This window comes from Nitrospirota bacterium (assembly GCA_013388455.1).
Lineage (GTDB): Bacteria > Nitrospirota > Thermodesulfovibrionia > Thermodesulfovibrionales > SM23-35 > JACAFF01.
The window spans coordinates 15,821-39,010 of record JACAFF010000005.1 but is presented as its reverse complement, the minus strand read 5'-3'; the positions used below and the strand labels follow the sequence as shown (position 1 = coordinate 39,010).

The 23,190-nt window shown below is 35.8% G+C and carries 21 protein-coding genes, 2 tRNA genes and 1 pseudogene; 14 read left to right on the top strand and 10 right to left on the bottom strand.

The features are described 5' to 3' along the window. Positions 1–15 precede the first annotated feature (15 nt). From HXY53_02055 to HXY53_02035, 5 genes are read right to left on the bottom strand one after another with little or no spacing between them, the layout of a single operon-like run. Positions 16–558 carry a CAP domain-containing protein gene (locus HXY53_02055; protein NWF75353.1) on the bottom strand — a complete coding sequence of 181 codons (543 nt, stop codon included), beginning with the start codon at positions 556–558 and terminating at the stop codon, positions 16–18. Beyond that, the gene (locus HXY53_02050; protein NWF75352.1) at positions 555–1,100 is read right to left on the bottom strand and encodes a hypothetical protein; all 546 of its coding nucleotides are present in this window, start codon (positions 1,098–1,100) and stop codon (positions 555–557) included. The genes HXY53_02055 and HXY53_02050 overlap by 4 nt, the downstream gene beginning before the upstream one ends. Before the next feature lie 15 nt (positions 1,101–1,115). Beyond that, positions 1,116–3,506: a type I DNA topoisomerase gene (gene topA / locus HXY53_02045; protein NWF75351.1), complete on the bottom strand. Its 2,391-nt coding sequence runs from the start codon at positions 3,504–3,506 to the stop codon at positions 1,116–1,118. Continuing rightward, a complete protein-coding gene (gene dprA / locus HXY53_02040; protein ID NWF75350.1) occupies positions 3,503–4,555 on the bottom strand; it encodes a DNA-protecting protein DprA in 1,053 nt (350 codons plus the stop codon). The genes topA and dprA overlap by 4 nt, the downstream gene beginning before the upstream one ends. 50 nt (positions 4,556–4,605) lie before the next feature. Next, positions 4,606–5,802: an argininosuccinate synthase gene (locus HXY53_02035; GenBank protein ID NWF75349.1), complete on the bottom strand. Its 1,197-nt coding sequence runs from the start codon at positions 5,800–5,802 to the stop codon at positions 4,606–4,608. Positions 5,803–5,971: 169 nt separating this feature from the next. On the opposite strand from HXY53_02035, the gene HXY53_02030 reads away from it, so the two are divergent. After that, positions 5,972–7,804 (top strand): TIGR04442 family protein, encoded by a 1,833-nt coding sequence (locus HXY53_02030; protein NWF75348.1) that lies wholly within the window; start codon positions 5,972–5,974, stop codon positions 7,802–7,804. On the opposite strand, the gene HXY53_02025 is transcribed toward HXY53_02030, so the two are convergent. Together HXY53_02025 and HXY53_02020 are read right to left on the bottom strand one after the other, a co-directional pair. After that, positions 7,783–7,858: transfer RNA gene (locus tag HXY53_02025), tRNA-Cys, on the bottom strand. The two genes, HXY53_02030 and HXY53_02025, sit on opposite strands and share 22 nt — an antisense overlap. 93 nt (positions 7,859–7,951) lie before the next feature. Beyond that, positions 7,952–8,027: transfer RNA gene (locus tag HXY53_02020), tRNA-Gly, on the bottom strand. A 95-nt stretch (positions 8,028–8,122) separates the two neighbouring features. On the opposite strand from HXY53_02020, the gene trpE reads away from it, so the two are divergent. Genes trpE through HXY53_01985 form a run of 7 tightly spaced genes read left to right on the top strand, consistent with a single transcriptional unit; the run spans position 8,123 to position 15,764 of the window. Further along, the gene (trpE, locus tag HXY53_02015) at positions 8,123–9,613 is read left to right on the top strand and encodes an anthranilate synthase component I (GenBank protein ID NWF75347.1); all 1,491 of its coding nucleotides are present in this window, start codon (positions 8,123–8,125) and stop codon (positions 9,611–9,613) included. Between the two features lie 4 nt (positions 9,614–9,617). Next, positions 9,618–10,196, top strand: coding sequence for an aminodeoxychorismate/anthranilate synthase component II (gene pabA / locus HXY53_02010; protein NWF75346.1), 579 nt, complete (start codon positions 9,618–9,620; stop codon positions 10,194–10,196). Beyond that, complete coding sequence (gene trpD / locus HXY53_02005) at positions 10,189–11,199, top strand: anthranilate phosphoribosyltransferase (GenBank protein NWF75345.1); 1,011 nt, start codon at positions 10,189–10,191, stop codon at positions 11,197–11,199. Before pabA ends, trpD begins: the two co-directional genes overlap by 8 nt. Positions 11,200–11,210: 11 nt before the next feature. Next, entirely contained in the window at positions 11,211–12,137 is a 927-nt protein-coding gene (locus tag HXY53_02000) for a Gfo/Idh/MocA family oxidoreductase (protein ID NWF75344.1), read from the top strand. 27 nt (positions 12,138–12,164) lie between these two features. Continuing rightward, positions 12,165–13,256: a DegT/DnrJ/EryC1/StrS family aminotransferase gene (locus HXY53_01995; GenBank protein NWF75343.1), complete on the top strand. Its 1,092-nt coding sequence runs from the start codon at positions 12,165–12,167 to the stop codon at positions 13,254–13,256. Positions 13,257–13,266: 10 nt separating this feature from the next. Then, positions 13,267–14,496: a hypothetical protein gene (locus HXY53_01990; GenBank protein NWF75342.1), complete on the top strand. Its 1,230-nt coding sequence runs from the start codon at positions 13,267–13,269 to the stop codon at positions 14,494–14,496. Between the two features lie 2 nt (positions 14,497–14,498). Next, positions 14,499–15,764 carry a 3-deoxy-D-manno-octulosonic acid transferase gene (locus HXY53_01985; protein ID NWF75341.1) on the top strand — a complete coding sequence of 422 codons (1,266 nt, stop codon included), beginning with the start codon at positions 14,499–14,501 and terminating at the stop codon, positions 15,762–15,764. A 5-nt stretch (positions 15,765–15,769) separates the two neighbouring features. Here HXY53_01985 and HXY53_01980 read toward each other — a convergent pair whose 3' ends face one another. Both HXY53_01980 and HXY53_01975 read right to left on the bottom strand, forming a co-directional pair. Then, on the bottom strand, positions 15,770–16,378 hold the full coding sequence (locus HXY53_01980; GenBank protein NWF75340.1) for a GerMN domain-containing protein: 609 nt from the start codon (positions 16,376–16,378) through the stop codon (positions 15,770–15,772). A gap of 56 nt (positions 16,379–16,434) precedes the next feature. Beyond that, positions 16,435–17,460: an N-acetylmuramoyl-L-alanine amidase gene (locus HXY53_01975; protein NWF75339.1), complete on the bottom strand. Its 1,026-nt coding sequence runs from the start codon at positions 17,458–17,460 to the stop codon at positions 16,435–16,437. A 373-nt stretch (positions 17,461–17,833) separates the two neighbouring features. Here HXY53_01975 and HXY53_01970 point away from each other — a divergent pair, with 373 nt between their 5' ends. The 4 genes and pseudogenes from HXY53_01970 (at position 17,834) to HXY53_01955 (ending at position 20,331) form a co-directional block, all read left to right on the top strand. Next, a complete protein-coding gene (locus tag HXY53_01970; GenBank protein NWF75338.1) occupies positions 17,834–19,288 on the top strand; it encodes an exodeoxyribonuclease VII large subunit in 1,455 nt (484 codons plus the stop codon). Next, on the top strand, positions 19,248–19,487 hold the full coding sequence (xseB, locus tag HXY53_01965) for an exodeoxyribonuclease VII small subunit (GenBank protein NWF75337.1): 240 nt from the start codon (positions 19,248–19,250) through the stop codon (positions 19,485–19,487). The genes HXY53_01970 and xseB overlap by 41 nt, the downstream gene beginning before the upstream one ends. A gap of 152 nt (positions 19,488–19,639) precedes the next feature. Beyond that, positions 19,640–19,825, top strand: a pseudogene (locus HXY53_01960) (cyclopropane-fatty-acyl-phospholipid synthase). Between the two features lie 281 nt (positions 19,826–20,106). After that, positions 20,107–20,331, top strand: coding sequence for a hypothetical protein (locus HXY53_01955; protein ID NWF75336.1), 225 nt, complete (start codon positions 20,107–20,109; stop codon positions 20,329–20,331). A 105-nt stretch (positions 20,332–20,436) separates the two neighbouring features. Here HXY53_01955 and HXY53_01950 read toward each other — a convergent pair whose 3' ends face one another. Next, positions 20,437–21,315 (bottom strand): diguanylate cyclase, encoded by an 879-nt coding sequence (locus HXY53_01950; protein ID NWF75335.1) that lies wholly within the window; start codon positions 21,313–21,315, stop codon positions 20,437–20,439. Between the two features lie 155 nt (positions 21,316–21,470). Between HXY53_01950 and HXY53_01945 the strand changes: the two genes are divergently transcribed. Then, entirely contained in the window at positions 21,471–22,397 is a 927-nt protein-coding gene (locus HXY53_01945) for a PAC2 family protein (GenBank protein NWF75334.1), read from the top strand. Next, complete coding sequence (locus HXY53_01940; protein ID NWF75333.1) at positions 22,381–23,187, top strand: PAC2 family protein; 807 nt, start codon at positions 22,381–22,383, stop codon at positions 23,185–23,187. The genes HXY53_01945 and HXY53_01940 overlap by 17 nt, the downstream gene beginning before the upstream one ends. Positions 23,188–23,190: the final 3 nt, after the last annotated feature.

The following is a 23,190-nucleotide window of genomic DNA, read 5'->3' as shown; positions in this document are numbered from 1 at the left end:
ATAAAGTCAAATGTATTATTCAAGTTGGTGTTTAGAAGTTCCTAAAACGAGAGTCCAGTAAGTCCTTAGATTTTTACTCCTTGCAAATGACGCGCCAGCCTCTTTAAATTCCGGATTCATGATATTTTTGCAATGGCGTTCATTCCTGAGCCAAGCCCGGACAGCATCTTCTGGTGTCCTGTATCCCTGCCCAATATTCTCTCCATGAGATGTCCAGATATATCCAGCGCGATGTAGTCTTTCGCCAGGACTGCTTGAATCAGAGCCTTCATGACTTAAAAATCCATTTTTTGCCATATCAAGTGAGTGCTGTAAAGCAGTATCTGCAAGCATTTCATTCCATAAGAGATGTCCTGTTGGTTTATAATATCTGCTTCCGCACATAGTACCGTCTGCTCTTACTTTATTTATAGGTTCAAGAATGCTTTCAATATGAGAGTACTCTTTATAAATACCTGAAGTTCTATATATAATATTACCGCAACCCGATAGTATAGAAAATATTGCAAAAAAACAAACAGCCTTTTTTGCTATTCCATCTAATGCAAGATTATTCATTTATCTTCTCTCTTTTCCTGTCCCAAGTATTTAACAATAAAGTCCAGACATTTATTAATATCATCTTTTTTGAATTGTTTTGCGGTCACTGGAATGCCTCTGGGAGGTTTATCATCATATATAACTATATTTGCAAGCTGGAGTATCTTTTTTGAATTTTTTTTGAATTTATTGTCTTCTGAGCCAGAGATGAAAATAACTATATCTGGTTTTAAAACGTCGATAGCGCTATTACCCTCTATCACAATGCCTTTCTGTTCTACAAACATTCCAACAGCTATTGATAAAATTTCATTGAGTTCTGAAAAAGGGCATTGTACCCAGAGAACCTTTTCAGCACCGGCATCGAGAAATCTCTTTGTATCTTTCCCAGGTTCTGACAGGACTTTAATATCATCGGTAATTGAACTATAAAGTGAAGTCTTTGTATATTTTATAGCTCCCCAGCCTCTGAGTTTTCGAAGGATCAAAGATGCACATGTTGTCTTGCCCACTCCACTATACGCCCCGCCTATTCCAATAATAAAAGGTCTAAAACGCAAAAAAGCCTCCAGTTTTTAACCTGAAAATTGTTTTTCTGTGGCTAAAACTTCTTCTTCAGAATGCACCTTTTGTATATCTTTATAACTGCATTCTTTGCTCTGACAGAATATAGTTATATTCCCTGTTTTTTTATTCTGTTTTTCGAAGAGAACAGATGCATTACATTTAGGACATTTGCTCGGAATAGGTTTATACCACGAGGCAAATTTACATTCAGGATAATTACTGCAGCTCCAGAATACCTTCCCCTTTTTCGAACGTCTCTCTACAATCTCTCCTCCATCTTTTGGGCACTTTATCCCGGTGGATAAGGGTTTAGTATTTTTGCATTCAGGATATTTTGAGCAGGCAAGAAATTTGCCATATCGTCCTGATTTTATTACCATTGGAGCCCCACATTGCTCACATATCTCATTTGTCTCTTGAGCAATAGCTACAGCTTGTTGATTATTTAGTGTTTGTTCTGCATTTTCGATTGGCTTGGTATTTCTACATTTAGGAAATCCTGAACAAGCCATAAATCTTCCGTGTCTACCCCATCGTTTAACCATGGGAAGACCACATTTTTCACATACAGTATCTGTCGGTATATCTTTTGGCTTAACTTTGCCTACAATTTTTATTGCTTCATTAAGCTTAGTACTGAATGGTTTATAAAAATCATTCACTACAGTAACCCATTTCATCTTCCCATCCTCAATCCTGTCGAGTTTATCCTCCATTTTTGCTGTAAAACCTACATCTATTAGTTCGGTAAACCTTTCAACGAGGAAGTCATTTACAACCACACCAAGTTCTGTAGGTTTAAATTTTCCATCAAACTTGGTAACATATTTTCTATCCTGTATTGTTGATAAAATTGCTGCATACGTGCTTGGTCTTCCAATTCCTTTTTCTTCCAGAGCTTTAACAAGTGTCGCTTCTGTATAACGAGGTGGTGGTTGTGTGAAATGCTGTTTAGGTTGTATATTTATCAACTTTAGGAACTCCTTTTCCTTCAACGATGGTAAGGTTAGTCCATTTTCTTCTTCAAGTTCGTCTTTTCCTTCTGTATATAGAGCCATGAAACCATCAAAGTTTACCACTGTACCTGATGCACGAAATTCATAAGAAGGCAACCCGGCGGAAGGGTTATCCTGTAAGCTTTTAGAATTATCAGTTATTGTCTGGATAATAAATGTTGTCAGTTCAAGTTGAGCCGGTGACATCTGGCTAGCAATAAAACGATTCCATATGAGTGTATATAGTGCATGTTGATCTTTTGTGAGATATTTCTTAATTTCTTCTGGACTTTTATCATGATATGTAGGCCTTATTGCCTCATGTGCTTCCTGAGCTGATGATCTGCTTTTGTAAATTGGAGGTTTTTCAGGCACATAATTCATGCCAAATTTTTTTTCAATCATTTTTCTTGCCCATTCCTGAGCCTCAGGGGCTACTCGATGAGAATCCGTCCTCATATATGTAATAAGCCCGATTGAACCCTCATCCCCAAGCTCTATCCCCTCATAAAGTTGTTGTGCGATTGCCATTGTCTTTTTCGCAGTAAATTTCAATTTTCGAGCTGCTTCTTGTTGAAGAGTGCTTGTAATGAAAGGAGGATACGGCATTCTCTTTCTTTGTTTACGCTCAATTTTATTAAGTATAAAATCCTTATTTTTCAAATCCTGAATGAGTATGTTTGCTGTTTTCTCATCAGGGATAAGAAATTTATCTGTTTTTTCTGCCTGTTTTACTGATTCACTTAATAGGTGATTTATTTTGTATAATCTGGCCCAGAAAGTTGGCTGCCTTGAACCTTCAAATTCTGCGTTAATACTCCAGTATTCTTCAGACCTGAATTCATTAATTTCACGTTCTCTATCAACAATCAATTTGACAGCAACAGATTGCACCCTGCCTGCACTCAGCCCTTTCCTTACCTTTCTCCATAAAAGCGGACTGAGATTATACCCTACAAGCCTGTCAAGAATTCTTCTTGCCTGCTGTGCTTCAACCTTATTCATGTCAATCTTTGTCGGATTTTTTATTGCTTCCTTTACAGCACGTTCGGTTATTTCATTAAAAACAATCCTGTAGATTTTCCCGTTAGGAGATTGTGACTTTTTTTCAGAGATTTCAGATGCAATATGCCAGGCTATCGCTTCTCCCTCCCTGTCAGGGTCAGGAGCAAGAAAAACCTCGTCGGCCTCTTTAGATGCTTTTTTAAGTTCTTTGACTATTTTTTCTTTTCCAGGAATAACAACATACTTGGGCTGAAATCCATTATCTATGTCAACCCCGAGATTTTTTTCGGGAAGGTCCTTTACGTGACCTATAGATGCCTTAACTGCATACTTTTTCCCAAGAATTTTATGGATTGTTTTTGCCTTTGCAGGTGATTCAACAATTACAAGTGAACTCATGCCAAATAAAACCTCTTTCCTGTTATTTGTTTGACAGCTCCTTTAAGTTCTAATGCAAGTAGAATGCCCAATACCTTTGATGCAGGCAGACCACTTTCTCTTGAAATTATATCTATCTGTTTTGGCTCACCAGAGAGGAATGTGCATACTTCTCTTTCTTCGCTTGTGATTTCAATCTTTGCCCTATCTTTGATTTTAATAAACCCCTTCAGGACAGGCGCAAGTTCTGTAACAATATCTTTTGCATTGGTTGTAAGTATTGCGCCATTTTTAATAAGTTGATTAGTACCATCTGAATTGCTTGAGGTAATATTTCCGGGAACCGCAAAGACTTCCCTATTCTGTTCAATTGAATACTTAGAGGTAATAATGGAGCCGCTATCAGATGTTGCTTCTATAACGAGTACGCCGAGTGAAAGCCCGCTGATAAGTCTGTTTCTCCTTGGGAAGTTTTCTTTATCAGGTGGAGTCCCTAAAGGAAATTCGCTCAGAACATAACCATTCTGAGCAATTTTTTCCATTAGTATTCTATTTTCCGGTGGATAAGGTTTATCAAGTCCTGAACCCAATACAGCAATCGTTCTTCCCCCTGACCTGAGTGCACCTCTGTGAGCTAAAGAGTCGATCCCTCTTGCCAAGCCACTTACTATTGTAAACCCCATTGATACAAGCTCATCAGAGATCTTTTCAGTAACAACTATACCATAATCTGTTGGCTTGCGTGATCCAACTATTGCAATTGCATATCTGTCCTGTGGCCAGGGATTGCCTTTTAGATATAGAACAATGGGAGCATCCACAATCTCCCTCAGTAATTCAGGATATAATTGATCTTGAAAATTGATAGCTTTAATCTCATTCTGCTCCATAAGTTTCAACTGTTTTTCTATTAGACCCCATGCACTGAATTCTTTTATATTTTTAAAATGTTTTGATCCTATACCATCAATCTTAAAAAGTTCATCCTTTTTTGCATTAAAAATTCTTTCAGGTGTTTTAAACATCGACAGTAACCTCTTCGCTTTTACAGGACCTATATCCTGCAACATGGACAACGCTATCCAATATTGTATTTCAGACATTTTGGACATATATTAAGCTATTTGCTTTTTTTCATCTTCTGTAACATTAAACGCAGTGCATTAAGCTTTATGAAGCCTTCAGCATCCTTTTGATTATATACTTTCTCTTCCTCAAATGTTGCAAGTTCAGGATTATATAGTGAATGAGGAGACTTCCTCCCGGTGACAGAACAATTACCCTTGTAGAGCTTTAATCTTACAGTTCCTGTGACGTTCTTCTGCACCGTATCTATAAGACTCTGAAGTGCAATCCGCTCTGGAGAAAACCAGTAACCATAATAAATAAGCTCTGCATAATGTGGTATTAGAGAATCCCTCATGTGCATGACTTCCCTATCGAGTGTTATTGATTCTATTGCCCTGTGAGCGATATGCAAAACAGTTCCGCCTGGTGTCTCATAGACACCTCTTGACTTTATTCCAACGTATCTGTTTTCTACTATATCAACTCTTCCGATACCGTTCTTCCCAGCTATGAGATTTAGCATTTTTAATAAGTTAACAGGGGAAAGGCTCTTATTATTAATTGCTACAGGATCTCCATTTCTATAAGAGATTTCAATATATAAAGGTTTGTCAGGAGCTTTTTCAGGTGGTGTTATTATTGTATACATATCAGATGGAGATTCTTTCCAGGGGTCTTCAAGGACTCCCCCCTCATAACTTATGTGAAAAAGGTTTCTGTCTATACTATAAGGTTTTGCTTTTGTTGCACTAACAGGGATCCCTTTTTTATTTGCATAATCAATGAGAGCCTGTCTCGAATTGAATGGCCACTCTCGCCAGGGTGCTATCACTTTTATATCAGGCTTGAGCGCATAATAGGTAAGTTCGAATCTTACCTGATCATTTCCTTTTCCTGTAGCACCATGTGCTACAGCTTCAGCTTTCTCTTTTAATGCGATCTCAATCTGTTCTTTTGCAATTAAAGGACGGGCGATTGATGTTCCAAGGAGGTATGAACCTTCATAGACCGCATTTGCCCTGAGCATTGGGTAAATATAATTTTTAACAAATTCTGCCTGTAAATTTTTGATATAAACCTTTGAAGCCCCATTCTTCAAAGCTTTTTCTTTTAATGATTTAATGTCATCCCCCTGGCCGAGATCTGCACAGAAGGCGATAATTTCTGCTTTATATTTCTCTTTCAGCCATTGTATCGCAACAGATGTATCAAGACCTCCAGAATATGCAAGTATAATTTTTTTATACATGGATAAGCCTCCGATGGATTAATTGACTTCCAAATTTAAAACTTAGCATAAATTATAAAAAATATACAACACCCTACCCAGAACCCAATTGTTATCCTCTCTTTACTGAAAAGTTATTCCGAAAATTAACTTAATAGAATATTTTTATAATTGTGTGATATATTTTTTTATGATTAAAGATCTCAGGCTCCACGGCAATATTGGCCCCATAGAGTATTTTGTATTAGTTGGCGGTTCTGGTGTTAATAACACATATTTTTATGATGAAAGCATTTCTGGTATTAGGTTTTTTTCAAGAGGAAATGAATTTACCTTGACAGAAGAAGGAATACACTATAAGGGGACAGGTGGAAGCTTCTGCGAATATATGTTTGGAGTCGAAAAACCTTTTAAGGATCTTATGAAGAAGAATGTGGCAAACAGGCTTATAATGTTTGGAGCATTCCTCGATGCTAATGAAAGAGTTATCTTCACTAATGATATTGAGGGTAAGGAGTCCTTTTATCGTCTTTTTCTCCATGGACATGCCGTAGTTAATTATTACTTTTTTGTATCTTCAGATTTTAAGGGAGAGTATAAAAAGAGGCAAAAATATTTGCTCGGTGCAGTCGGGAAATTTCTCAAAAGGACATCACTTATCGCAGATGACCATGATACAGAAGTCCTTGATAATTTTGTATCTGCGCTTAAGGAGCGACATGCCACTGTATTTATATTTAAACTGATTCATAAAGGAAATCTTGAATTCTACAAAACTTTCATGAATTTCTATTTTCAGGGAAGGTCTCTGTCTCCAAATGAAGAAATTTATATCGAGGATATAGTTTCACGTTATAACATAGACAGATATCAACAGGAAAGAATGAAAATAGATATTATGTATAAGCATCCTGATAATAAACATGTAGTAGATGAATATAGAGACATTCTTTTGAGCGGAATTTCAAAAGATATTTTACAGCCATCTGAATTAGCAAGACTTAGAAGGCTTAGAACCCTCGGTATAAGAAATAATATACCTATAACCCTCTTTGAAACTCTTGACAATCAACTTTTAAAAGGAAAACAAATACAGGACCTTGAAGAACCTGATTATCTAAAAGAGACTAGGGCAATTTTACAGGGTCTATTTTTTAAGGCTCCTTCACTGAAGATGCATATAATAAATGAAGATATTATAAGGCTAATAAGGGCAAAGCAAACAGCACAAATAAAAGGTGATAAGGGTTTTGAGCAGATTCTACTCGATACTGTAAGGGCCTGCGATGAAATAGCACGTGAAAGTAATGATTTCAGCCTTTTTGAAGAATTCACATCAATAGTTACATACTTTGACAGATTTGATAATGTCTATAATTTGCTGAATCAAACAGCCTTTATGGAAAATATTGAATTTACAGAAGATTCTTTAAGGAGCCTAATAGGAAACAAGAGAGAGTTCGATAAACTTGATAGCAAACTGTTTCATGAAATATTTATAAAAGAAATTCTTGATAATAAATATGTGACTGAATATGGCAGAAAAAAGATCAACACTATAGTTAAGGGAATTAAGAAGATTTCAGCAGGAGATTCTTCATTGAAAGATGTTGTTTCAGAATTAAAGATAATATCTGATGAAGAAAAGCTTTATCGCAATTTGTATTCAGCTCTAAAAGAAAGGGTGCGAAGCTTTTATCCATTACTTGATACTAAAAAGGGACGCGAAAAGTTGCTCGAGGATATATCACGGGAACTATTCGAAAAAGGCGTTAAGGGAGAAATATCAAAAAGGCTTTTTGACAAAGTTTTTCTGGATCTTAAAAAAGAATCTTTCTATATAAATCATTTACTGCCTCTTATAATAAAGAACAAAGACAATGAATTGAGAGAAGACTTCCTTAATAATAGTGGCCTTGATAGATTTTATATTGAGACTCTTGAGAAGGAATATTTCGAAAATAAAAAACTTGATCCTATGATTCTTGATTCTTTATTTGTTGGAGGCGGCGAGCGGATTTGAACCGCTGCATAAAGGTTTTGCAGACCTCTCCCTTAGCCACTTGGGTACGCCGCCCTAAACTATATTGATTAGTGAATAGTTTTCAGTTGTTAGTTTAAACACCTTTTTAACTGATCACTGTTCACTGACAACTGATAACTGTCGTTATGGAGCGGGAAACGGGGTTCGAACCCGCGACCCCAACCTTGGCAAGGTTGTGCTCTACCAACTGAGCTATTCCCGCAATTTACTTCTCAGCTATTAACTTATAAATGGCTAATGAGCTATAATGAACGGTATTTATAAAAATACTAATAGAAAGGGTAAATCTTTGTCAATATGCTTAAACCTGACTTTGAGAGTTTCAAGTCTCTATCCTTAAAGGGGAATCTTATTCCTGTTTACAGAGAGATTCTTGCTGATACTGAAACACCGGTTTCTGCAACTTTGAAGTTGGGAGGAACTCCTTCTTTTCTTCTTGAAAGCATGATTGGAGGTGAGAAATGGGCAAGGTATTCCTTTCTTGGCTCAAGACCGTCAAAGATTATTAAAAGTCGTGGCAATGTTTTAGAAATAAAGGACAAAGGTAAAAAACCTAGGATATTGTATACTGAAAATCCTTTTGAATTTATTAAGAAAGAACTCAAGTCCTATATACCTGTTGATGTTAGTGGATTGCCCAGATTTTATGGAGGGCTTGTAGGGTATATTGGATATGATATGGTCAGATTCTTTGAAGAAATCCCTGACAAACAAAGACCCGGTCTTAATATACCAGATATGTTTCTTATGGTAACTGATACTGTAGTGATATTCGACAATTTCAAAGGAAGGATAAAAGTTGTCTCTAATGCACATATTAATAATAAATCTGTTGAAGAAGCATATAATGAAGCAACAGATAAAATAGAACGTATCATCGAAAAATTAAGAAAAACAAAAAATTTAAATAAAAGACATAAGGCGACTCAGGAGCAATCCCCTCAATCTACTGAATATGTATCATCATACCACTCAAGAAATGCATTTGAACAGGCAGTAATTACTGGAAAAGATTATATTCTCTCAGGGGATGTTGTACAGGTTGTCCTTTCACAGCGGTTTGAACGTAAAAGAACTACAGAACCTTTCAATATTTACAGGGCTCTTAGAGTAATCAATCCTTCTCCTTATATGTATTACATTGATACAGGAGATATAAAATTAGTTGGCTCTTCTCCGGAAATACTTGTGAGGCTTGAAGGCAAGAAAATAATACTCAGACCGATAGCAGGTACTCGAAAGAGAGGAGACACTGAGGCAGAAGATAAAGCTCTTGAAGAAGATCTCAAAAAAGACCCTAAGGAGATCGCTGAACACATTATGCTTGTAGACCTTGGAAGAAATGACGTGGGAAGGGTTGCTGAAATTGGTTCTGTAGAAGTTACAGAATTAATGAATATCGAACGTTACAGTCATGTGATGCATCTTGTATCGAATGTTGAGGGAATATTAAGAGCCGGACTGGATGCATTTGATGTTCTGGGGTCGTGCTTTCCAGCGGGAACAGTAACAGGTGCGCCTAAAGTGAGAGCCATGGAGATTATAGAAGAACTTGAACCTCTAAGAAGAGGTCCTTATGCTGGAGCAGTCGGATATATAAGTTATTCTGGGAATATGGATACCTGTATCACAATCAGAACCCTTATAATAAAAGATGATATGGTCTATGTGCAGGCAGGTGCTGGAATAGTTGCTGACTCAGTTCCAGAAAAGGAATATGAGGAGACAGTTAATAAAGCAATGGGCATGATGAGCGCAGTGGATATGGCAGAAAGGGAACTAAGTTAAAGTCATGTTATTGATGATCGATAACTATGATTCTTTTACCTATAATCTCGTCCAGTATCTTGGTGAGCTTGGGGAGGAGATAAAGGTATTCAGAAATAATAAAATAACCTTACATGAAATTGAAAGACTGAATCCTGACAGAATTGTTATTTCACCCGGTCCATGTACTCCCAAAGAGGCTGGGATATCCATAGAAGTTATTAAGCTTTTTTCAGGCAGAATTCCAATCCTTGGTGTATGTCTCGGACATCAGTCTATCGGTGCTGCTTTTGGAGGGGAAATTATACGAGCACCCCGGCTTATGCATGGGAAAACCTCACTTATATATCATGATGGTAAAACAATCTTTGACGGCCTTCCGAATCCATTTGAAGCAACACGTTACCATTCTCTCATTATAAAGCGTGAGACACTTCCTGAATGTCTTGAAATAACTGCATGGACAGATAGGGAAGAAATTATGGGCGTGAGGCATAAACATTTTATTGTGGAAGGTGTCCAATTCCATCCAGAGTCTATACTCACCAAAGTTGGAAAGGATTTGCTCCGAAATTTCTTAAAACAAAGCTATAAGTATGATTAAAGAAGCTATCAACATGCTTGTTAACAATATCGACTTATCAGAAGCTGAGACAGCGGCGACCATTAAGGAGATTATGGAGGGACAAGCAACAGATGCTCAGATAGGAGCTTTTCTTACTGCTCTCAGAATCAAAGGTGAGACTGTTGAAGAGATTACAGGTGCTGCAAGAATTATGAGAGAAAAGGCAACTACTATTCAGGCGCCTGAAGGAGTTCTTGATACATGCGGAACCGGTGGCGATATGTCTCATACCTTTAATATATCTACAACAACTGCATTCGTTGTTGCAGGAGCTGGAATTCCAGTTGCAAAACATGGTAATCGTTCTGTTTCAAGCCAGTCTGGAAGTGCAGATGTGCTTGAGGCCTTAGGGGTAAAGATAGATTTGTCTCCTCAAAATGTAGAAAAGTGTCTTTTCGAGACAGGATTTGGATTTCTATTCGCACCACTATTTCATCCTGCAATGAAATTTGCTATCGGGCCTCGGAGAGAGATAGGACTAAGAACCATTTTTAACATCCTTGGCCCTATCACAAATCCTGCTGGTGCAAGGAGACAGATACTTGGTGTATTTTCTGATAAACTCACCAGAATACTTGCAGAAGTTATCGGAAAACTCGGTGCAATTGATGCTATGGTCGTTCACGGTGAGGATGGACTTGATGAAATAAGTATATCAGATAAAACTATAATTTCACGATTCAGGAATGGCAATGTAGAGAATTTTTTTATTCAACCAGAAGATTTTGGTTTACGAAGAGGAACTATTGATGAAATACGAGGAGGCACTAAAGAGGAAAATGCTTCAATTACCATGTCAATTCTCAAAGGAGAAGCGGGCTTTAAGCGTGACATTGTCCTAATGAACTCAGCGATTGCAATAGTTGTTGCGGGAAAGACAGAAGATCTTCAGGAAGCGTTCAATATAGCATCTGAATCAATAGATTCAGGAAAAGCATTAAGAAAACTTGAAGAAGTGAAAAAAATGAGTAATAAACTATAATAGGAGGTTTTTTGGCTGTTAAGGTTGGTGTTATTGGAGTTGGATACCTGGGTCAGCATCATGCAAGAATATTTGCTGGACTTGAGGAAGCAGAGCTTTTTGCGGTTGTTGACATTGATAAAAATAAGGCTGATAAATATGCATCAATGTATGGTTGTCAGTCATTTACTAATTACTTAGATATACTCGATAAAGTTGACGCACTGAGTATTGTTACACCTACTACTACTCACTATGATATAGCTATCGAATGTATCAAAGCAGGCAAGGATATATTAATAGAGAAGCCTATCACAGTTACTATTGAAGAGGCAGATAAGCTGATAAGAGATTCACAGAATATGAATTGCATAATTCAGGTTGGTCATCTTGAGCGTTATAATCCAGCAGTGCTTGCTGTTTCAGACACAGTGATAGAACCGATGTTTATCGAGTCAGAGAGGCTTTCACCGTTTCTCGGCAGAGGGACAGATGTTGATGTTACACTTGACCTTATGATTCATGATATTGATATTATTTTAAGTTTTATCTCTTCACCTATCAAAAATATGAAGGCTGTTGGTGCCAAAGTTTTAACTGAAAAAATTGACGTAGCAAAAGCATGGCTTGAATTTGAAAATGGTTGTACTGCACTCGCAACTGTAAGTCGTCTCTCTCCTGAAAAACACAGGACACTAAAGATTTTTCAAAAGGACTGCTATATTTCAATAGACTATCAGACTTCCGAGATAAAGCATTATTACAGGACGGAAGAAGGAATAATAGAATTCGATAAGAGAAATCCGGAGAATAAAGAACCGCTAAAAGAAGAGTTGTTGGATTTTATTCACTCTGTTAAAGAAAGAAGAAGACCAAAGGTCTCTGCTATAGAAGGGAGGAATGCATTAAAAGTAGTTCTCGAGATAAATGAAATAATAAAGAACGGTAAATTTAAATAAGGAGAAAGAAGAGGGTCATACAACATGATGATTCCAATGGTTGATCTGAAAATACAATTTCATGAGATTAAAGATGAAGTTTTTGAAATTCTGACAGAAATATTTGAAAGCAGTAACTTTATACTTGGCAAAAAAGTTTTAGATTTTGAGAAAAAAGTAGCAGATTTTCTTAATCTTAGAGAAGCAGTCGGTGTTGCATCGGGTACGGATGCTCTTCATTTATCGATTGATGCTCTCGGTATAGGGCCTGGGGATGAAGTTATTACAACTCCGTTCACTTTCTTTGCTACTGTTGAGGCAATTCTTTATACAGGTGCAATCCCTGTATTTGTTGATATAGAACGAGATACTTTTAATATTGACGTTGAACAGATTGAGGAGAATATAACAGAAAAGACGAGAGCAATCCTTCCTGTCCATTTGTTCGGTCATCCTGCTGATATGCAAAAAATTTTAACGATAGCAAAAAAATATAAACTGAAAGTAATTGAAGATTGCGCACAATCCTTTGGAGCTGAATTCAACGGTAAGAAAGTAGGAACATTTGGAGATACCGGGTGTTTCAGTTTCTATCCAAGTAAGAATCTCGGAGCCTGCGGTGATGGAGGAATGATTGTTCTCAATAATTCAAGACTTGCTGAAATAATACGCGAATTAAGAAATCATGGTTCAAAAGGAGCTTACAGACATAGCAGAGTTGGGTTTAACAGCAGACTTGATGAAATACAGGCAGCAATATTGCTGGTAAAGCTCAAGAGAATAAACGAATTAAACAGGAAGAGGAGAAAGCACGCAGAACTTTACACAAGTCTTCTTTCAAATAATGTTAAGTGTCCGGTTGAAAAAAAGGGTGCTTATCATGTTTACCATCAATATACAATCAGGAGCAGCAAACGTGATACTATCCAGCAAATTCTCAGGCAAAAAGGTATTTCCTCAGTTGTCTATTATCCTGTACCCCTTCATCTGCAAAAAGCCCTTAAATTTCTCGGTTATGAAAAAGGAGATTTTCCAGAAGCTGAGAAGGCTGCTCGCGAAGTCCTGTCTCTTCCTATATATCCTGAACTTGATGAACCTGCTATAAGAAAAATAGCGGGAATAATCAGGAGCCTTGTTTGATAGTCCTTAAATGATGAAAACAGTAGTCATTATCTCTGGCGAAAGCTCTGGGGAATTATATGGCTCTCTCCTTGCAAAGGCATTAAAGAAAAAACATCCTGATATTCGTATCATGGGCGTTGGCGGTAAACGGATGATAGAGGCAGGTGTAGAAATCATTTCAGATATATCAGATGCCTTTGGACTTGTAGAAGCCTTATCATCGTTTAGGAAGATTAAAAATTCTTTCCAAAATAGTGTAAATATCCTTAAAGAATGCAGACCTGATGTCCTTGTGCTAATAGATTATCCTGACTTTAATCTGAAATTGGCAAAAAAGGCTAAAGAGTTGGGGATAAGGATTTTATACTATGTCAGCCCTCAGGTATGGGCGTGGAGGAAAGGGAGAGTCCAAAAAATCTCCACTTTAGTCCAGAGAATGGCTTTAATTCTCCCATTTGAAGAGAAAATTTATAAAGATGCAGGGTTATCCTGCGAATTTGTCGGACATCCAATACTCGAAGAGATTGATACCACTCTGCAATCTATTAATATAAAAGCTAAGGATAGAGATTTATCTAACTTATCACATATTATAAAGAATCCTGAAGAGCGAAAAAATATAAAAACTCATCTCGGATTTGATTCGAAAAAATCTCTTCTGTCACTTCTCCCTGGAAGCAGGCCTCATGAATTAAAAAGACTTTTACCTTTCATGGTTGATATTGTCAGGCAGCTTAGAAAAGATACAGAGATTCAATTAGAACGGAACTATCAAATATGTATACCTCTTGCCCCAAATATAGATGAGGAACAGTATCATTTCTATCTGAATGCTTTGAAAAATGAAGGCGCAATGATAAATAAAGGAGCATCAGTTGAGGTTCTTGCTGCATCTGATCTTGCAGTAGTTGCATCAGGAACAGCAACATTGCAGACAGCTTTCCTCGGAGTTCCTATGGTTGTTGTTTATAAACTTTCTCCTATCACATTTTTTCTTGGAAAACTTATTGTAAAGGTAAAACACATATCGCTTGTCAACATACTTGCAGGGAAAGAAATTGTTAAAGAATTTTTACAGAGGGAGGCAAATCCAACAGCAGTAATTAAAGAATTGAAAAAGATCATTTTTGACAAAAATTACAGGGAAGAGATGATCAAGGCGTATAATTTGATAAGAGAACCTTTCACAGGGAAGAAAGCCTCTGATAGAGTTGCTGAAATGGTTATAGAGTTAGCAGGTTGGGAGAAAAAGTTATAGGAATGTATTTATTTTATAGTCTAATATATAGTATTGTGATTATCTTTTTGTTGCCATTTGAGTACTTAAAACGACCAAAGGGCATAAGAAATCGATGGTTAAGAGAAAGGTTAGGGTTTTTCGATTCATATCCCGACTCTCATACATCTTCAAGCTTCTGGATTCATGCAGTATCTGTCGGTGAGGTTATGGCATCTCTGCCATTATTATATAAATTAAGAGATTGTTACCCATCAAAAAAAATTATAATTTCGACAATAACAGACACCGGTCAGAAAGTCGCACGTGAACATGCTCCGGAAAGTGTATTGATTCTTTATCTACCTTTCGACAGTGCATTTATTTTACGTTCGATGCTTACAAGGATAAAACCAGAAATCCTCATTGTTATTGAGACTGAACTCTGGCCGAATCTATTCAGGGTCTTTAAGGAAAAAGGTATACCTGTAGTTGTTTTAAATGGAAGGATATCGAAAAAGTCATTTCATGGCTATAAAAAGATTTCCTTTTTTATGAAAAGAGTCCTTTCCTGTGTTGATTTTTTTTGCATGCAGAACGATTTATATGTTCAAAGAATTCAAGAACTCGGAGTTCACAAAGAAAAAGTTTTGAACACAGGCAGTTTTAAATTTGATACTAAGCCCCCATCGAAAATACCGTCATGGGCAGAGAATATAAGAGGGCGGGTTTTAATAGCAGGGAGTACTCATGAAGGAGAGGAAGACCTAATAATATCTGTATACATGGAACTTAAAAAAGAGTTCCATGAACTCAATCTAATTTTAGCCCCGCGACATCCAGAACGGTTTAAAGCTGTTGAAAATTTACTCAAAGAAAAAGGAATCGCATACATTAAACGTTCATCTTTCGGCAACCAAGATATTCCTGCAAGTAAATCACTACACTCCATTGTTATTCTTCTTGATACTGTTGGTGAATTATCTTCAGTTTATGGAATATCTGATATCGCAATCATAGGTAAAAGTTTCAGAGGGTACGGAGGTCAGAACCCCCTTGAGCCTGCTTACTGGGGTAAAACAATAATCTGTGGTCCGCATATGGAGAATTTTCCTATTATTGAAGATTTTATCAAAGAGGGAGCTATAATGATGGTCCAGGAAAACGAGCTCTTTTCAACAATAAAAAACTTACTTCTTGTTCCAGAAAAGGCAATGGAAATTGGTATAAAGGCACAGGAAATTTACAGAAAAAATACGGGTGCTGTTGAAAGATCTATGAGAATCATTGAAAAATTTGTCCAGAGATAAAAATTCTATTCAGGTTTTTGGGGATTCTGCTGAATGTTTTCAACTTCCTGACTTGTTATGTCAATAGACACAATGTCTTTTAAAGGATACAACAGATAAAGATGCCCTCCAAGCGTTTCAACTTCCTTTCCTTCTATAAGAATCTTCAAATCATGAATATCTTCTACATTAGATATTATGCTTTCATATAAACCTTTTAGAATGAGAAATTCTGTTAAGGCATCTCCCTGAAAATTTCTTCTGAATTCATCTGAGAGGTTAACATATAGTATCATGTCAGCGCCTTTGTAAACACCAATGAGACTTACATCTTTTGGTATGAGTGAAGATGGTTGAGCAGCAGGCCCTTTTAAAAATTCTTCAATAGTGGCTTCTGCGATAGCTATCTCACTGATCCTTCTCTGAATCTTTCGCTCTTCCTGCTGAAGGCTGTTTTCATATGGATAATAAATTCTAAGCGTTGATAAGTCTTCTGTATCCTGTATATCTTGAACTGTTTCCCGAGCAATCTTATCTTTAGAAAACATATCAGAAAAATATAAATATCCTGCTATGGTAACAAAAATAAAAATAATTATAAGAACTATAATCCAGATGATTCTTTTTCTACTCATAATTATCTTTTTATCTTTATTCACAATTAACATATAGCTGGATATAAGATAAAAATTTATTGCTTTTCATATAATTCAATCCCTTTAATTATAGTATCTGCGAGCTTTTCATTTATTTTTTGGTCGTAACTCATGAATTTTGTTAAGGGAAACTCTATCATAACAGCTGGTGCAGCCGTTGAATGAAGAACTGGAAGAGGCATTTCTCTTCGAATAACACTCATGTTAAATTCTTCCTTTAAAGCTTTAGCAATACTCTCAGCAAGAATCTTGCTTTTCCTGATATGTTTCTTCTGTCTTGAAGTGATACTGTAAAAATCTGCTATTTCAGTCGGACTCTGTTCATTAAAGTAAGGACTGTAAATGATAAAATTATTCGAAATCGAAACATGAAGGCTTATGAAGATATCCGGATTATTTTTATTAATAAAAGTAATTCTGTCACTTAATGAAAGAAATTGATCAACCTTACGACTTAGAAAAACCTTTCTGCCTTTTTTAACAAGGATATCGTTCAAAATCTTTGCAAGATTTAGCGTAATATTTTTTTCATTAATATTTCCAGAGGTGATCCCGAATTCATAACCACCATGTCCTGGATCTAAAATAAAAACTTTCGATAACCTTCCTGAAATCTGTTTATCAGGCACTTTTTCTTGTGCATTTTCCTGCTCTTTTTCTTTTTGATTTTTAGGAATTTTCTCGCTTTGTTTTTCCTGTTCTACCTCCTTAGTTTTTATGTCAAATATAAGGCGTGGGGGTGAAGGAAGCCTGAAGATCTTTATTTCACTTTTTTCTTGGAGATTAACAATAACAGATTTCTCTTCTGTCAATATCTCGAAAGGAAAAACTTTTTCAGAAGTTAATAGGAAGGGTTCATTAAACTCTATTTTTATTTGTGATTCTGTAGTGGTTATTTTTGCCTTATTAACAAATTGTTCTTCTGCTTTAAAAACAATTCGCATAAGGTTATCTTGCTTACTGAATTTCAGTAAAACTTCCTGCTTTTTCTGTGCAAAAGCAAAAGAAACAATAAGGACAAATATGGAAAATAACAATAAAAATCTTATCCTTAAGTTCATGCATTTGCTGATATTATACATGTTTTATTTCTTTCTATTTTAAATATTGATTTTACAGTTTAAAGAGAATTGTTAAAAGAATCAAGAAGATAGATAAATAAAGGTTATTTTTATTTTGGGCAATTTTGTTGCAGACAAGAAAGGCAGGGTCTTTAAAGACCCTGCCTTTCTTACTTCTCTATTTTTTCTTTTTCTTTTTAGTAGTTGTCCCACATCCACATTTTTTACACATAATCATTACCTCCTCTTAGTTATACAAATATTCTACAGAAATGCTAAATTGATTTCAATACTACTAACCAGTTTATTCTTCCCATTAATTACCATGTCCTGTCTATATCTTAATCTTATTATGAATAAAAATGGCTTAGTTATGTTAAAAAATAATTCTATGTCATATACTAAACATATGGTATACCTAACATTGAGTGAACTTGCTTCTCTTATTAAAACTCTTATTCAATCATCGCTTTATGATGACTACTGGGTTATTGCCGAAATAGCACAAATCAATTTTCACTTTAATTCAGGTCACTGTTATCTGGATTTAGTCGAAAAAAAAGAAGACATTATATTAGCGAAAATGAAAGCTACGATCTGGTCTTACAATTTTAATCAGATCACAGTAAAATTTAAAGCTCTTACAGGTCAGAATCTTCAGGCAGGCATGAAGATTCTTATGCTGGTGCAAGTAACTTATCACGGAGTGCATGGTTTGTCGCTGAATATCAAAGAAATCGATCCTCGCTATACACTGGGTGAAATGATGCTCAAGCGGAGAGAAATCATCGAACGACTCACAAAAGAAGGCATTCTTAAAAAGAATAAACTTCTTGAATTACCTCCAGTTATTCAGAGAATTGCTGTGATATCCGCGGAAGGAGCAGCAGGTTACGGAGATTTTCAGAGTAGATTAAATAATAATCCTTACGGATACAGGTTTAATTACAAATTATTTCAAGCCTATATGCAAGGAGAAAAAGCAGAGCAATCTGTAATAACCGCTCTTGAAAAATGCATAAAGCAAAGAAAACATTTCGATGCTATAGTGATTATCAGAGGAGGTGGATCTGTTATAGACCTGCACTGTTTTGATAGTTATTCTTTAGCAAAGACAATAGCACTTTCTCCACTTCCCGTATTTACCGGTATAGGCCATGAAAAGGATGAGACTGTTGCTGACCATGTAGCCAACAAAAGACTCATCACGCCAACTGCTGTTGCAGAGTTTCTGATTACGAAATCAAAGGATTTCGAAGAAAAAATAGATGAACTGCAACACAGGCTTAAAATTAAAGTAAATGACTTTATGGAAAGGGAAAAGCATTATTTAAGGACATCTGCTGACATTTTTTTTGTCTCTACCTTGAATTATATGAAAAATATTAAGGTTTCATTGCAAAACAATATCTATGATCTTCAGGCAACAGCACTTTCAGCACTCAGAGCACCTTCTATAAGTATAAAGGAGTATGAAGGAAATCTTAGAAATGTTACAGAAATGTTGATTATGAATAGTTATCAGAAAATAAAGGATTTCATGAAAGTGCTAAATATCTATCCATCTCATATATTTTCCATTCAGAAACAGAAGCTTGAAAACTATGAAAACAGGATACGTCTTCTTAACCCTCAAAATATTCTCAAGCGCGGATATAGTATAACTTATCTTAAAGGGAGAGCCTTAAGAGATACAGCCACTGTTATAAAGAATGATATAATAAATACCAGATTGAGTAGTGGTTTTATCATAAGCATCGTAGAAGATATAGAGAGGGAAACTAAAGATGAGCGAAAAAAAGAGGATGACTTATTCTCAAGCTATTGAGGAGCTTGAGAAGATTATAAACGATATGGAATCTGAGAATATCAATGTTGATGTTCTCACCGAGAAAGTGAAGAGGGCATCACATCTCATCAAGTTCTGCAAAGGGAGCCTGAGGACTACAGAGGAGGAAGTGAAAAAAGCCCTCTCAGAAATCGATGAAAAACAGGAAGAGGACGGTTCAGGATTATTCAAGGATTAGAATTCTACAAGTTTCTTACTTCATTGTTGCTTTCCATCTTAAATTGATATGCAATGGAACATATTAACAAAACTTGAAATTCCCACCTACTAATATTGATATAAAAGTTTTACGCTTTCTGACGACACATGAAGACAGGAAAACGCAGAGAGATTATTCAGACGATTTCATATCCTGCGGGAATCACTATTGATGGGTCCAGTCCCTGGGACATACGAATTAATAATGAGAATTTCTTCAGAAGGGTTCTCAGCGATGGAAGTCTTGGACTTGGCGAGTCCTATATGGACGGTTGGTGGGAGTGTGATCGCCTCGATGATTTCTTTTACAGGTTTTTGCCTTTGAGACCTGAATAGACGGTAAAAAGGAATATGAAACTTGGGATCGATGTCCTGAGGGCGGTTATTTTTAATCATGCGAGCAAGTCCAGTCAAGTCATTGAGAGTTTTAGTCAATTGAAAAAATAATTTATCATTTTTGTTGATAATACCATTTATCATATTTTATAACTAATTGATTTATTGAAATTTATTTTCCGGCATATTCTTTGCTTTTAAAAAATCAGGAGGACTTAGAAGGGTTTTCTGAAATGTATAATTTTGTATAAAGGAGAATAAATATGGCAAAAGATTGTGAATGTTTAAAGAATTGTCCTTTCTTTAATGACAAAATGGCGAATATGCCTGCAACCGCACAGATGTATAAAAAAAGGTACTGTCTCGACAATAATTCTGAATGTGCCCGTTATATAGTTTTCAAAACCCTTGGGAGAGATAAGGTTCCGATTGATCTTTTCCCAAATGATCTTAAGAAGGCAAAAAATCTGATTACTGTAAATCAATAAAATTTTTGTCGAATGGTATAATTTTACAGATTCTTTATAAAAAACCGTTTTCAGTGGAAATTATTTCTGATAAATTTCAAGGCCTAAGGCAGGCTGTTTGAAATTTCACTTCCACCTTTTACTCTTATACATAGATTTATCTGCCTGATTCAATAATTCATCAATAGAGCATGGCGAAACTGGATCAAAGAAAGCTGTTCCAGTGCTGAGTAAAAGCTTATATTTGCGAGCCTTTTGTAAATTAAAATTCTCCAGAGCATAATAAAAGCGGCTTAAGATTACCTCAATACTATCCCCGCTAGTCCATATTGGTGCTACGACAAACTCGTCACCGCCTATTCGTGCAATAATATCTGAATCCCTGAAATTTTCTTTTAGTATAAAGGCTGTATCCATTAAAGCTGAATCGCCTGCTGTATGTCCCAGTGCATCATTAATTTTCTTTAAATCATCTAAATCAGAATATAATATAAAAAAGCCCCTGTGATCTCTCATGGACAATTTGAAGTAATGCTCTATTAAAGTAAAAAAACCTCTTCTGTTGTATAGGCCTGTTAATTCATCTCTTAACGACATAGTTCGTAAAAATTCATGTTCTATGGCATGTTCTATTCTTACCAGAAGCTCTTTCAAAGTAAAAGGTTTTTTAAGAAAATCTGTGGCACCTGCTTTTATTGCATCATCATAAGAAAAAGTATCAGAGAATCCGGTCATAATAATCACAACACTATCAGGGTTCAAAATTTTCACTTTTTCTGTAAGTTTAAAACCAGTCATATCAGGCAAGACAATATCAATAATAATTACATCGAATCTTTTTGTATTAAGTAAATTAATAGCAGATTTACCATTAGAAACTGTCTCGCAGATATAGCCTTCAAGCATGAGAAGTTCTTTGTACATATTAAGCAAGACAACATCATCATCAACGATTAATATTGAATGTCTTTTCCGCGGCAGATTCTGTTTGCGATTATCTTCCATTGAAACTCCAATTAAATAGTTTTGCTTTTAATTATATTTTAATGTCTTATATTATTTTTTCAATCCTACTTTGGTAGTGACATTTATATTTTGTATTAAATCAACATAATTTTATGCTGTTTGTTAAACTATAAATAGAATAAAGCTATAATAATATGGGAATAATTTATTATAAAAAACCAAACCTATTTAATGCTGACATTATCGTTGGTTGGCCTGGAATTGGCAACATCGGTCTCATAGCTGTTGATACGTTAAGAGGAATGCTAAAGGCAGAATTATTTGCTGAGATAGAAAGCTGGGAATTTTTCTATCCAAGAAAAGTTAAAATAAAAGCCGGGCTTTTAGAAGATTTGATATTCCCAGTTAACAAATTTTATTACCATAGTTCCGGAGAAAATAGTTTAATATTTTTTATCGGTGAAGAACAGCCAAAGAAACAGGGTACATCTTCATATTCTGAAGGTGAAGAGGCTTATAGAATGGCCAATCTTGTCCTTGATGTAGCTGAAGAGTTTGGCTGTAAAAGAGTTTATACTTCTGGGGCAGCAGTAGCTTTGATACACCATAGCATGAGGTCAAGGGTCTGGGCTGTGCCCAATACAGAAAGATTGAAAGACGAGATAAAAAAATATTCCAAAACCCTGTTAATGTCAGAAATCGAGGGTAGAGGTGGACAGGGTTTTATTTCTGGACTGAACGGACTTTTATTAGGAGTTGCAAAACAAAGGGGTTTTGAAGGTATTTGCCTGATGGGAGAAATACCTATTTACCTTCAGGGATTAACAATATCTTATCCAAAAGCTTCAAAATCTGTTCTTGAAGTTTTTGGTGAAATACTCAATATAGAAATTGATTTCCCTGAATTTGATGAGCGTGTTAGAAGGGCTGAAAAAAAGATTGAAGACTTTTACAGCCAGCTTCCTCCAGAGGTAAAAGAACAACTGGAAAGATTGAAAGAGATCAGTTACCACAAACAGACTGAAATACAACCTTTGACAGAAGAGAACAGAAAAAGATTATGGGAGGAGATCTCAGAATTTTTAAAAAAGGGAGAGATGGGGGATGAAAGGTCCTTTTAAATTCGACAGCTTTCCTGAATTTAAAGAAACATACCTTATTGTTGGATGGCGTAATGATACAGCCATGACCGCACAGAAGGTGATTAATTTTTTACAAGAAAGACTTGACAGCCGACAGTTTTGCAGGATAGAACCTGCTAATTTTTTTTCTTTTGCTGGAGTAGCTGTAGAAGATGATGTTGCTCGATTCCCTGAAAGTACTTTTTTCTATACAGCAAGAAAAGATTTACTGATCTTTTTATCAGATCAACCAGACTATGAACACTATAGATTTTTAAGCGCTTTATTAGATATAGCTGAAGATTATTGCAAAATACAACAAATATATACAATTAGCGGAATGATTTCTTTGTCTGCTCATACTGCTCCCCGAAGAATTTTTATGGTTTTCAACAAACCTGAGATTAAAGAAAGTCTTCAAGATTATGGGCTTGAGGAAATGACATGGGAAGGACCACCTGCCATTAACAGTTATCTGTTATGGATAGCACAAAAGAGAGGAATTCCAGGGATAAGTATCTGGGTAGAAATACCATTTTATCTTGCAGCCAATGAGGATCCTTCATCAATAAAATTGGCTCTCTCTTTCCTGAATAAAAGATTCGATTTAGATTTATCTCTGGAAAAATTTGATATAGAGATCAGGGAACAGAATGAAAAAATTGAATGGCTGAGGAAGGGAGATTCTGAAATCCATCAGTATATCAGTTTTTTGGAGAGTGGAATGCAACTCGATGAGGAATCCCAGCTTAAGCTTGTAAAAGAAATCTATGAAGTGCTGAAAAAATAAAAG